Below are 12,242 nucleotides of genomic sequence, written 5' to 3'. Positions count from 1 at the left end.
CATGAATCCACTCGCACTAGAGCCGTCGGCGGGTCCGCCGGTCAGCAACGTGCTGCGTATCACGCTGGTGTGCTTCGCGGTATCGATGATCGACGGCTTCGACACGCTGATGTTGTCGTTCGTCGCACCCTTGCTGGCGAAGTCGTTGCAGATCGATCACGCAACGCTAGGCCGCGTGTTTGGAGCAGGCTTTATCGGCACGGTGCTGGGCTCGCTGATCGTCGGGCCGCTGGCGGATCGTTTCGGCCGCCGGCCGATGCTGCTGCTTGCGCTTGCTGTCACCGGCATTTTCACGCTCGGCTGTGCGTTCGCCACGTCGGCGACGATGCTGGCCACGCTGCGGTTTATCGGCGGCCTCGGCATGGGGGGCGCCATTCCGCCCGTGGCGGCGATCACCGCCGAGAGTAGTTCGCCACAGCGCCGTTCTTCGCTGGTGATCCTGATGTTTATCGGTTTTCCGCTCGGCGCGGTGGTGGGCGGTGCGATCACCGCGGCGTTGATGGTGCGCTTTGGCTGGCCGTTCGTATTCCTGATGGGCGGCACGTTTGCATTGCTCGCGCTGATCCCGGTGCTTCTCGTGATTCCGGCGCAAACCGTCAGTCGGGCTGAACGGGCGGCGGCACGACAGCATGCGGCGGCGAGCGGTCTGAATGTGGTCGGCAGCATGTTTGCCGGCGGCCGGTTCCCGGCCACGTTGGCGCTGTGGGTCAGCGTGCTGTCGAGCATGATCCTGTCGGGTTTCCTGGTTAGCTTCATGCCGACCATTCTCAACATGAACGGCGTCGAACCGGGCCGTGCCGCGCTCGGTTCGGTGTTGCTCAATCTGGGGGCCATTGGCGGCGCGCTGGTGATCTCGACCCTGGTCGGCAAACGTGGACCGTTTATGCCGGTGGCGATTGCCTTTCTGGGTGGCGCGGTGTTGACGGTGGCGCTGGGTCAGATCATCGGCGCGGGGAATATCGCGCTGGCGATGCTGTTTGCGGTCGGCGCGTTTCTGGTGGGCGGCCAATTGACGTTTCCGGCGATTGCCAGCTATCTCTTTCCCGCCAACGTGCGGGCGGCCGGGGTCGGTTGGACCCTCGCGATCGGACGCATCGGTTCGATCGTCGGGCCGGTGGTCGGCGGCATGCTGCTGTCGCAGCATCTGTCGTTCGAAACACTTTTCATACTGGCGGCGATTCTCGCGGTGGGCGCGGCGCTGGGTCTGTGTCTGTCCAATGTTCTGCGGCCGCGAGAGAAAGAAGGTGGACAGATCATGTCGACTGCGTCGTTCCCGGTCACGGGTTCGGAGTTGGGAGAAGCCAGTCATGGCAAAAACTGAGTTGGGCGCGGGCTTGCTCACGGCACTGCAGCAACTGCCGACTAGCGGCGCGCGCGCGGTCGAAATTTTTACGACGAACGAAGGCACCTTTCTCGGCGTGCCGCAACTCGCGCGCGATGTGGCGGGTGAGCCGCCCTACATGAACGGTGGCGACAGCGATATCGAAGCGCCCATCTACCGCTGGCAGGACGGCCGTTTCGTCGAGCATGAAACGCTGGCCTTGCCTGGCGGCGAAGACCTCGAGTACTTCGAGATCGACGGCCGGCGCTTTCTCGCGGCGGCCGGCGTTCGAAGCGGCAACGGACCGTACGATCTCGATACCGACGCGGTGGTGTATGAACGCGTCGCCGGCGCATGGGTGCCGTTGCAAAGCTTTCCGGTATTCGCGGCGAAACAGTGGACGGCCTTCTCGTTCGACTCGCGTCATTTCCTCGGGCTGTCGCAAGGCGTGGTGGTCGACGGGGTCGAGCCGAAACATCCACGCGAATCGTGTCTGTTCGAGTGGAATGGCGAACGCTTCGTGCCGTTTCAGAACTTCAACGGACAGTGGGGCTACAACTTCGCGTTCGTGTCGTTTGCCGGCGAGCACTATCTCGCGTATGCGGATCACGTCAGCGGATCGTCGGTGAATCGCTGGAACGGAGAGAAGTTTGTGCCGCTGCAAACCTTCAGCGAAAACGGCGGCCGTGCATTCCGCTTTTTCGAAGCCGACGGTACGCTCTGGATGGTGCACGCGAACCTGCTCAAACACACCACGCTTTATCGATTCGACGGCGCGCAGTTTGTCGAGCGGCAGATGCTGGGCGGCCCAGGCGGACGCGAACTGTGTTTGATCGACGGTAAAGAGGGACGTTATCTGGTGCGTGCGTGCTTTATCACGGGCACGCCTAAAGCACCGGTGGTCATGCAGCAGTCGGAGATTTTCCATTGGCGGGATGCGTGTTTCGAACTGGTGGGCGACTTCGCGACCTCCGGTGCGACGGATGCTGCCAGTTTCGTCGAAGACGGTCAGCGCTATCTGGTGGTGAGTAACAGCCTGAGCGACGAGATCCGCTTTCGCATTGATTCGACCTTATACCGGTTCAACGGTTAGCGGCTAGAAACCGCCAAACCCGGCTATCAGTTGCGCCCGGCGGCCCGCCGGGCAGTTCCACACAGGAACCGATTTCCCTTTTGCGGGGGAGGGCGACGCTTTGCCTTTTAAAAATAAAACATTGGAGACGAGTAATGAAAAAGTTTGCCTTGAGCTTAAGCGCAACCGCAGTACTGGCCTTGAGCAGCCAGATGGCCCACGCGCAAAGCAGCGTGACGCTGTACGGGATTATCGATGCGGGCATTACCTACTTCAGCAACGTGAACGGCCATTCGAATTTCGTCGCCAACGACGGTTCGATCCAGTCGAATCGCTGGGGTCTGCGCGGCGTGGAGGATATCGGCGGCGGCACACGAGTCGTGTTCGATCTGGAGAACGGCTTCAATCTCTACTCGGGCACGATGGTGCAATCGGGCGTGCTGTTTAGCCGTCAGGCGTGGTTGGGAGTCGAGAATCAGACCTACGGCAGGTTCACGCTCGGCAAGCAGTACGACTTCTTCTGGGACAACCTCACGCAGTTTGCGATGGGGCAGGTTGCCGGCCAGTACTCGTGGCACCCAGGCGACTTCGATCACCTGGCGGGCACGCTGCATATCAACAACGCAGTCAAGTACACGTCGCCGAACTACCTGGGATTGCAAGCAGGCGCGCTATATGCATTTCCTTCGCAATCCGTATCGGCGGGAACAGGGCGTGTGATTGCGTTTGGGCTGCGCTATTCGAATGGCCCGCTGAATCTCGGCGCCGCGTACACCGACACGCACGATCTCGGCCTGAATGGGCCGAGCCAGGCCGGCACCACGTTCTTTCCCGATCTGCCTGGCGCGCCGGTGCAGGCGAGCAGCGTCAGCAGCTTCGGGGTGGGCGGCAGCTATCGCTTCGGCCGGAGCCTGACGCGCCTGCTGTTCACCGACACGCACTTCCGTATCGGTCACGACAACGGTTCGATGCCAACCTACGAAATCAACGAAGTGTTCCAGCTGACCCCGGCCACGACGCTGATGGGCGGCTACTGGTACAGCAAGCTCGGTTCGCAGAAGTGGCAGAACGGCACGCTGCTGCTCGACTACGCGCTCTCGAAACGCACCGATGTCTATACGAGCGCGACCTATCTGCGGGCATCGGGTGGCGCGGCGCCGGTTTTCCTCGGCGGCGGGGCAGCGCCGGTGTTTACCAATGGCATGTACGTCGGCACGGGTCAGTCGTCGACTGCGGTGCGCGTGGGTATCCGCACGCTGTTCTAGTCCTGCTGCGGCAGGACTGAATGCGCGGCGCTACGACGATTGAGCGCCATTCATCTCAAACCGCCAAGCGAATCCGGTCCGGGGCACGCGTCAGGCGGTTGCGCCTTCCCGGACATCTGGAGACAAGCATGAACGCCTATCATCGGCGAGCCATGGAATGGCTCATCGCAGTCACGATTCCACTCATCATGCTGGGGTGCGGCGGCAGTGTCCACAGCCCGGCACCGACCGATCCTGGTGTCGTCGCGACCCAGCAGGGACAGGTCAAAGGGATCGTCGCCAACGGTGTGCGCGAGTTCCTTGGCCTGCGTTATGCGGCGCCGCCGACCGGTGCGTTGCGCTGGAAACCGCCCGCACCCGCCGCGGCCTATGCGAGCAGTCCGTATGACGCATCGCACGTCGGCTCAGTCTGTGTGCAAGGGACGGCGGCGGCCCCGACCGGCAGTGAGGACTGTCTCTTCGTCAACGTCTATGTACCCGGTACGACCGCAGGCACAACGGCGTTGCCCGTGCTGTTCTGGATTCACGGTGGCGGTTTCATTCTCGGTTCCGGCGCGGCAACCGATGGCAGCGCGCTTGCTCTGAAGGCGAATGCGATCGTGGTGACCATCAACTATCGCCTCAATGCGCTTGGTTTTCTCGCGCATCCGGCGCTTGCGGCGGAAGATCCCAATGGCGCGACCGGTGACTACGGCATCATGGATCAGACCGCCGCGCTCGCCTGGGTGCAGAAGAACATTGCGGCGTTCGACGGCGACCCCGCGAACGTGACGATCTTCGGCGATTCGGCCGGTGGCCATTCCGTTTACGTGCAACTTGCTTCGCCGGGTTCGGCCGGATTGTTTGCGAAGGCTGTCGCGCAGAGCGGCGGTTTCAGCCGGCAGCAGGAGAGCTTGCAGCAGGCCGAGACGGATGGCGTCGGCTACGCCAAAACATGGGGCTGCACCGACCCGTCCAGCGCGGCCTGCCTGCGTAATCTGCCGGCATCCGCGCTGTTGCAGGGCAACCCTGTCGCTTGGTACGCAACGATCGACGGCAAGGTGCTGCCGGGTTCGACAAGCGCGGCATTCGCCAGCGGCCAGTACAACCGCGTGCCGGTCATGTCGGGTTTCACGGAAGACGAGGGGACGTATTTCGTCGCCGCGGCGTTCGATGCGCAAGGCAAGCCCGTGACTGCTTCGGGCTACGAAGCGGCGATCCAGGGCTTCCTCGGCGTTTCCGGCGCCGCAACCGCAGCGCTTTATCCGGCAAGCCAGTTTTCGTCGCCGAGTCAGGCGCTCGCCAAAGCAACCGGCGACTACCTGTTCACCTGCGGCGAAATGCAGGACGCCGACAACCTCGCGAAGTATTCTCCCGCGGTGTACATGTATCGCTTTTCCGATCCCGCGCCCTATAGCGTGCACAGCCTGATTTCAGTGCTGCCGCCCACCGCGATGAACTACGGCGCCTTTCACTCGTCGGATCTCGACTACTGGTGGCAACTGATCCCGAGTCCCACGGCGAACCAGGCGACGTTATCGGGAGCGATGACGGCCGCGCTGGCCGGTTTCGCGCATACCGGCAATCCGAATTCGGGCAGCACGGTGGCGAGCTGGCCGTTGTACACCCCGGCGACGCGGCGCACGCTCGATTTCGGTTATCCGGTCTCGAACACCTACGACGCGTACACCGCGCATCAGTGCAGCTACTGGTACGGCCAGGCGCCGTCGCACGGTCTATAGAATCAGACGGAGCTATAGGGTCTTTCTTCGAAAACCAATCCACAAAAGCTTGTTTGCGATTCCGTATCCAGGTCGCTAGATTCATTCATATCGCAATGAATCGACGGAGCTCGCATGACCACACTTTCAGCGACGCTTATCTGGGGCGGACTGCGGCATCCTGTGCGAAGCCTGCAGAAGCAATGGTCAAAACGCGCGTCCGTCCTGTCTGAGCAATCCTCAGACAAGACGGCTGCCGCGGCCTACATCCCCCCATCACCCGAGCGGCTCGAACGCATTGCGGCTTACGCACGCTGCGGCTATTTCCATATGGAATACACCGCCGGCATGTTTGTCGTACCGCTCGAGGTCCCACGGGAATGATCCGCGCGTCGGCACGGGCGCGGCACATCCGCAGCGAGCGGGCGGGGCGGCTCCAAGCAGGAGCGACCGAACCGATGCTTCTTTAGAAATCACAATTAATTGGTTCGGCTTCGGCTAACTCTCTTTCATAGTGTCTTCTGATGGCTATAGGCGGTTGCATTCGCAGATGGCTTAGACCCGCGCGTACCGATTCGCGCGATATCGAAGGAGACATCATGACGCTTGAAATCGCAGAACGACCCACTCATGCATTGCTGGAAGCCGCCCGTTCGCAAGCCGCCGCGGCTGGTTTGCCTTATGCGGGCGGCGTGTCGCCGCAGGATGCGTGGGCGCTCGTCCAGGCCGGCGACGCCGTGCTGGTGGACGTGCGCAGCGCCGAAGAACGCAAATTCGTCGGACTGGTACCGGACAGCGTGCATGTCGCGTGGGCGACCGGCACGAGCCTGACGCGCAATCCGCGCTTCGTGCGTGAACTGGAAGCGAAGACCGGCAAGGAGGCAGTCGTGCTGCTGCTGTGCCGCAGCGGCAACCGCTCGGCGCTGGCCGCGGAGGCTGCGGCGAAAGCCGGCTTCACACAGGTATTCAACGTTCTGGAAGGTTTCGAAGGGGAGCTGGACGGCGCGCAGCGGCGCGGCGCCAGCAATGGTTGGCGCTTTCATGGGTTGCCGTGGATTCAGGACTGACGGCCTGATCGTTCGCGCTGCACTTTACGGGGAGTAACCGCTGTGGCTGTGTTTGATGTCGATGAAATTGTTCACGCGCTTCAGACGGTCCGCCAGCAATGGCGCGAAGTGCAGAAGCGCTCGCTAGAACCGGGCGGGCGCGAATTGCCGGGGCGCGAAGCGCTCTCGGAGATCATCGATACGCTGAAAGGCGTGCTTTTTCCGATGCGGCTCGGCCCAGCCGACCTGCGTCAGGAAAGTGAAAACTTTTACGTCGGGCACGCGCTCGACGCCGCGCTGCATGCGTTGCTGAGCCAGGCGCGGCTGGAGTTGCACTACCGCAGCCGTCATCAACCGCCGCCCGCCGCCACGATCGAGGCGCAGGCCGGCATCGCGGTGCGTGCGTTTGCGGCGCGTTTGCCGGCGATCCGCAGCCTGCTCGATAGCGACGTGCTGGCGGCCTTTCACGGCGACCCGGCGGCGGGCAGCGTGGATGAAGTCCTGCTGTGCTATCCCGGCGTGCTGGCGATGATCCACCATCGGCTCGCGCACGAGCTCTATGGGCTCGGGCTGCCGCTGCTGGCGCGCATCATCGCCGAGCTCGCGCATGCGCAGACCGGTATCGATATTCATCCTGGCGCGCGGATCGGCGCGGGATTCTTCATCGATCACGGTACGGGTGTGGTGATCGGCGAAACGGCCATCATCGGCGAACGTGTGCGGGTCTATCAGGCGGTCACGCTGGGCGCGAAACGCTTTCCGCGCGACGCGCAGGGGCACCTGGAAAAGGGCCATGCGCGTCATCCGATCGTCGAAGACGACGTCGTGATTTACGCGGGCGCCACCATTCTTGGCCGCGTCACGCTCGGGCAGGGTTCGGTGATCGGCGGCAACGTGTGGCTCACGCAGGACGTCGCGCCGGGTACGCATGTGACGCAGGCTGTGTCGCGCAACGAGGGCACCGGCGCGGCGGCGGTTCGCGAGCGCGCGCCGCGCGGTCAGCCAGATGTGCAGGCAGACGCGGGGGCAAACGCGGATGCAAGCGCGGATGCAAGCGCGGACGCGGAACCCGCAGCGGCCGGAGCGGCGCGATGAGCGTGCTCGTCAGGGACTTCGGCGCGGCGGTGCGGCGCCTTCGCGAGGCGTCCGGCTGGTCGCAGGAGCAACTGGCCGAGCACGCCGGACTCAACCGGTCTTATGTCGGGGAGATCGAGCGCGGTTCTGCGATCGCGTCGATTGTCACGCTCGACAAGCTGGCCCGCGCTTTCAACGTGCCGGTCGAGCGCCTGCTCAGCCATCCATCTGACGGTTTGAGTCTGGCCGCGCGCCCGCATTCCGCTTTCGCCGATCCGGCGTCGCCCCTTTAGACCGCCTCTTTGCCGTCTATAGCATGTTGAACGGCTGGGGGCGGCTTCCGATAATCACTTTCGTTCATAAGCTTTCCCGTTTTTCTTCTATCAACCCCGGAGCTTCAGATGACAGCAACAGTGGGCGGCCTGACGGCGCTCGGCGATACCGCAGCACGGCAACTAGCCAATGCCACCAAAACCGTTCCGCAACTCGCCACGATTACGCCGCGCTGGCTCACCCATCTGCTGCAATGGCTGCCGGTCGAGGCGGGCATCTATCGTCTGAATCAGGTGAAGAATCCGGAAGCCGTCAAGGCGGCCTGCACCGCGCGCGAAGATGAAAGCATCCTGCCGCGCACTTTCGTGCCGTACGAAGAGCAGCCGCGCGAGTATTTCCTGAATGCGGTCAGCACCGTGCTGGACGTCCACACGCGGATCTCGGATCTGTACAGCAGCCCGCACGATCAGATCAAGGAACAACTGCGCCTCACGATCGAAACGATCAAGGAGTTGCAGGAAAGCCAGTTGATCAACAATCCGGATTACGGCCTGCTCGCGAACGTGGCCGAAGAGCAGCGCGTGTTTCCGCTGACCGGCGCGCCGACTCCCGACGATCTCGACGAATTGCTGACCAAGGTATGGAAAGAACCGGCATTCTTCCTGACCCATCCGCTCGCGATCGCCGCGTTTGGCCGTGAATGCACGCGCCGCGGCGTGCCGCCGCCGACGGTCAGCCTGTTCGGCTCGCAGTTCCTGACGTGGCGCGGCATTCCGCTGATTCCGTCGGACAAGGTTCCGGTTGCCGACGGCAAAACCAAGATCCTGCTGCTGCGCGTGGGCGACAAGCGCCAGGGCGTGGTCGGCCTGTTCCAGCCGGGCGTGGCCGGCGAACAGGGTCCGGGTCTGTCGGTTCGCTTCATGGGCATCAACAATCATGCGATCGCTTCGTATCTGATCTCGCTCTATTGCTCGCTCGCGGTGCATTCGCCGGACGCGCTGGCGGTTCTCGATGATGTGGAGATCGGCAAGTACCATGACTACCCAGACACCTACAAGTAAGCCCATGGACAGCGTCCTGCCGCACGATGTGCCGACGGGTCCGCCCGCGGGTTTGCCTGACCCTGCCACGTTAGCGTCGCTGGCCAATGCGTTTTTCTCGGCGCTGCCGGGCAATGCGCCGCAGCCAGGAGGCGCGCCCGGCGTGGCCGCCACGCTGCCGCTTACGGCGCCTGTAACCAGCGAGATCAGCAATCCGGCGCCGGCCGGTTCGCCGCTCGCGGGTCCGGGCGGCGCGGGTACCGGCATGCCTGGTGCCGCGTTGCCGCAAGGGCACGTGCCGGGCGGCAACCTGTTGCCCTCGGCGCCCACCCATGTCCTGTCGCTGGGTAACCGCGCGCCCGCGTTGGCGCCACATGCACTTGCGCAGAACGGCTTACCGGATAGCGCGGTGACCGTTGCGCCGGCGCTCGACCCGCGTTTTGGCGGCGCGGCGCTGGGCGTGCCTGAGGGGCACGGTGCGCAACGTCCGCCGGCGGGCGGTGCGCCATTGGCGTCGCCAGTGTCAGCGGGGTCCGCATCGCCGTTCTATTTTCTGGGCGAAACCGCACAAGCTCAGACTTCGAGTTCGACGTCGCCGGATATCGTGGTGCCGGGCTGGCATGAGGTGAGCGCGCAATCGTTCGGTTTGCCAGGCGTTGACGAACCACTCGCGGAACAGCGCTTCCCGTACGACCGGCCGGCAGCCGCACAGGCGGCTACGCCGGGAACGACGCCGGCGGAACACGGCAGTCGTTCGCATTATTTTCTGGATCTGAATGAGGGGTCGCGTTTTGCTGCGCCAACGCCTCGCGCGGCAGATGGCGTGCCGCATGCCGGGCCGTCGGCCCATCCGCCCTTCGATGTGAATGCGATTCGGCGGGATTTTCCGATTCTGCAGGAGCGTGTGAACGGGCGTCAGCTGGTGTGGTTCGACAATGCCGCGACCACGCACAAACCGCAGGCGGTCATCGATCGGCTCGCGTATTTCTACGCGCATGAAAACTCGAACATCCATCGGGCTGCCCATGCGCTGGCCGGCCGCGCCACGGATGCGTACGAAGCCGCACGCAGCAAGGTGCAGCGTTTCATCGGCGCGGCGTCGCCGGAAGAAATCATCTTCGTGCGCGGCACCACCGAAGCGATCAACCTGATCGCGAAGACGTGGGGTGTGAAGCATGTGGGCGAGGGGGATGAGATCATCGTCTCGCATCTGGAGCATCACGCCAATATCGTGCCGTGGCAGCAGCTTGCCGCACAAACCGGTGCAAAGCTGCGCGTGATTCCAGTCGACGACAGCGGCCAGGTTCTGATCGATGAATACCGGCGGCTGCTCAATGACCGCACGAAGATCGTGTCGGTCACGCAGGTGTCGAACGCATTGGGCACCGTGGTGCCGGTCAAGGAGATCGTCGAGCTCGCGCATCGGGCAGGCGCGAAGGCGCTGGTCGACGGCGCGCAGTCGGTGTCGCACATGCGGGTGGACGTGCAGGCGCTCGACGCGGACTTCTTCGTGTTCTCAGGTCACAAAGTGTTCGGTCCGACCGGCATCGGCGTGGTGTATGGCAAGCGCGCGATTCTTGAAGATATGCCGCCGTGGCAGGGTGGCGGCAACATGATCGCGGACGTCACCTTCGAGCGCACCGTGTTCCAGCCGCCACCGAATCGCTTCGAAGCGGGCACGGGCAATATCGCCGATGCAGTCGGTCTCGGTGCGGCGATCGATTACGTTCAGCGCGTGGGCATCGAGAATATCGCGCGTTATGAACACGATCTGCTGGCCTATGCGACGAGCGTGCTGCAACCGGTGCCGGGGGTTCGCCTGATCGGCACGGCGCGCGACAAGGCCAGTGTGCTGTCCTTCGTGTTGAAGGGGTACGAGACCGAGGAAGTCGGGCAGGCGTTGAACGAAGAGGGCATTGCCGTGCGCTCGGGCCATCATTGCGCGCAGCCGATCCTGCGGCGCTTCGGCGTCGAAGCTACGGTGAGGCCGTCGCTCGCGTTCTACAACACCTGCGATGAAGTCGACGCGCTGGTGTCGGTGGTGCGGCGGCTGTCTTCGCGGCGCTAGGAAAAGCGGCGGCCTTCCACGGCCGCCGCTTTTTTCACCGCGCCATCATTCAGGCCGTATTTCAGGCTGTATTTCAGGCCGCACTTCAGGTGATCGCCGCCAGATATTCCCACGGATAGATACCCTGCGCGTGTCCGTCGCTGAACCCGATCTGCACGCCGTATCCCATCGGCTGCATATCGACAATCGCAACATGCGGCTCGACCCGCGCAGCGTGACCCGCATGCGCCAGGCGGCGGCATGTCGAGCAAGGGCAGCGCTCCCTCAGCGTCGCGTTGTCGATCCACTGCGTGTGTCCGCCATTCCATGTGAGGGACAATCGTCCACTCGCCGCGTGAACCGTGACGTGTTCCGGGGCGTTCATCGTTGCGCCTTTTCGATTTGCGTCAAGGCGATGCGGGCGGCCTTGCGTACTTCCGGATCGGCATCGGCCGAGGCGGCGTGCAAGGCAGGCAATGACGCTACGTCGCCCAGTTCGCCGAGCGACAAGGCGGCTTCCTTGCGTAGATTGCTGATCGCGTGGGTAAGGAGTGTGGCGACCGCTGTGCTCGCCGCTGTGTCGCGGAGTTTGCCTAATGCGCGAACTGCCTGCAAACGGACTTGCCAGTAGTCGTCTTCAAGCGCTGCGATCAGCGCATCGCGCGCGTCCGACACGCGCAATTTGCCGAGCGTGGCCGCTGCTTCCTCACGGACCTGCCACGCCGCATCGCGCAGCGAGCCCAGCAACGCGACGATGGTCTCTTCCGTTGCCGCTGCCCCGATACCCAACGCTCCGATTGCCGCGCGTCGTACGGCAGCGTTTGCATCATTCGCGGCGACCGCGGTGAGGGGGCCAAGTGCCTGCTCGCTCTTCAACCAGCCGAGCACGCTCACCGCTTCGAGCCGCACCGGGTCTTCGCTTGCGCTGAGCGCGGCCAGCGCGGGTTCCAGCGCTCCCGCGTAGCGTAATTCGCGCAGACCGCGCAATGCAGCCTGGCGTACGAACGGATCGGGATGCGTGGTGTAGGGTGCGAGCAGCGGCCCCGATTCGGGATCTTTCAGATTGGACAGACTTAGCGCGGCTGCGTCGCGCACCGCTTCCGTACGATCCGTCAACGCTTCGCATAGCGCTTCTACCGCGTCGGCGCGCTCCCACGCACCGAGCACCTCGGCGGCCTGCGCGCGAACGTCCGGCGACAGGTCGGTGCGCAACGCGGCGACAATCGGTCCGAGCAGGGCTTCGTCTTCAAGGTCGGCGAGCGCGAGGAGCGCGATACGGCGCACCGCGGCATCCGTGGATGCCAATCGCGGCAGGAGTTCGGCGGCTTCCGGATCGAGGGAATCGGGGTCGAACGTTAGCGGAAGCGAAATATCGGTCATGTGTAGAGTGATGTCTGGATTGAA

The 12,242-nt window shown here is 63.6% G+C and carries 12 protein-coding genes; 10 read left to right on the top strand and 2 right to left on the bottom strand.

The genetic code is table 11. The features are described 5' to 3' along the window. Position 1: 1 nt before the first annotated feature. The 10 genes from GH665_RS13450 (at position 2) to GH665_RS13405 (ending at position 10,859) form a co-directional block, all read left to right on the top strand. Positions 2-1,321 carry an MFS transporter gene (locus GH665_RS13450; RefSeq protein WP_167530947.1) on the top strand — a complete coding sequence of 440 codons (1,320 nt, stop codon included), beginning with the start codon at positions 2-4 and terminating at the stop codon, positions 1,319-1,321. Continuing rightward, a complete protein-coding gene (locus GH665_RS13445; protein ID WP_167530946.1) occupies positions 1,308-2,414 on the top strand; it encodes a hypothetical protein in 1,107 nt (368 codons plus the stop codon). The genes GH665_RS13450 and GH665_RS13445 overlap by 14 nt, the downstream gene beginning before the upstream one ends. 134 nt (positions 2,415-2,548) lie before the next feature. Next, positions 2,549-3,658, top strand: coding sequence for a porin (locus GH665_RS13440; RefSeq protein WP_153136275.1), 1,110 nt, complete (start codon positions 2,549-2,551; stop codon positions 3,656-3,658). Positions 3,659-3,786: 128 nt separating this feature from the next. Next, positions 3,787-5,379, top strand: coding sequence for a carboxylesterase/lipase family protein (locus tag GH665_RS13435; RefSeq protein WP_167530945.1), 1,593 nt, complete (start codon positions 3,787-3,789; stop codon positions 5,377-5,379). Positions 5,380-5,493: 114 nt separating this feature from the next. Beyond that, on the top strand, positions 5,494-5,742 hold the full coding sequence (locus tag GH665_RS13430) for a hypothetical protein (protein ID WP_153136273.1): 249 nt from the start codon (positions 5,494-5,496) through the stop codon (positions 5,740-5,742). Positions 5,743-5,957: 215 nt separating this feature from the next. After that, positions 5,958-6,425 (top strand): rhodanese-like domain-containing protein, encoded by a 468-nt coding sequence (locus tag GH665_RS13425; protein WP_025495882.1) that lies wholly within the window; start codon positions 5,958-5,960, stop codon positions 6,423-6,425. Between the two features lie 42 nt (positions 6,426-6,467). Next, positions 6,468-7,499 (top strand): serine O-acetyltransferase EpsC, encoded by a 1,032-nt coding sequence (gene epsC, locus GH665_RS13420; RefSeq protein ID WP_246216204.1) that lies wholly within the window; start codon positions 6,468-6,470, stop codon positions 7,497-7,499. Then, positions 7,496-7,771 carry a helix-turn-helix domain-containing protein gene (locus GH665_RS13415; protein WP_153136272.1) on the top strand — a complete coding sequence of 92 codons (276 nt, stop codon included), beginning with the start codon at positions 7,496-7,498 and terminating at the stop codon, positions 7,769-7,771. Before epsC ends, GH665_RS13415 begins: the two co-directional genes overlap by 4 nt. A 108-nt stretch (positions 7,772-7,879) precedes the next feature. After that, positions 7,880-8,812 (top strand): family 2A encapsulin nanocompartment shell protein, encoded by a 933-nt coding sequence (locus tag GH665_RS13410; protein ID WP_054040017.1) that lies wholly within the window; start codon positions 7,880-7,882, stop codon positions 8,810-8,812. After that, positions 8,787-10,859, top strand: a complete 2,073-nt coding sequence (locus tag GH665_RS13405; RefSeq protein ID WP_153136271.1) for a family 2A encapsulin nanocompartment cargo protein cysteine desulfurase — start codon at positions 8,787-8,789, stop codon at positions 10,857-10,859. The genes GH665_RS13410 and GH665_RS13405 overlap by 26 nt, the downstream gene beginning before the upstream one ends. Positions 10,860-10,944: 85 nt before the next feature. Here the strand turns inward: GH665_RS13405 and GH665_RS13400 are convergent, their stop codons facing one another. Together GH665_RS13400 and GH665_RS13395 are read right to left on the bottom strand one after the other, a co-directional pair. Beyond that, positions 10,945-11,223, bottom strand: coding sequence for a DUF971 domain-containing protein (locus tag GH665_RS13400; RefSeq protein ID WP_153136270.1), 279 nt, complete (start codon positions 11,221-11,223; stop codon positions 10,945-10,947). Continuing rightward, on the bottom strand, positions 11,220-12,218 hold the full coding sequence (locus GH665_RS13395) for a HEAT repeat domain-containing protein (protein WP_153136269.1): 999 nt from the start codon (positions 12,216-12,218) through the stop codon (positions 11,220-11,222). Before GH665_RS13395 ends, GH665_RS13400 begins: the two co-directional genes overlap by 4 nt. Between the last annotated feature and the right edge of the window lie 24 nt (positions 12,219-12,242).

The sequence above is a fragment of the Paraburkholderia agricolaris genome, from assembly GCF_009455635.1.
GTDB classification, from domain to species: Bacteria; Pseudomonadota; Gammaproteobacteria; order Burkholderiales; family Burkholderiaceae; genus Paraburkholderia; species Paraburkholderia agricolaris.
Note: the sequence above shows the minus strand (reverse complement) of the source record. Positions and strands in the feature narration are given on the sequence as shown.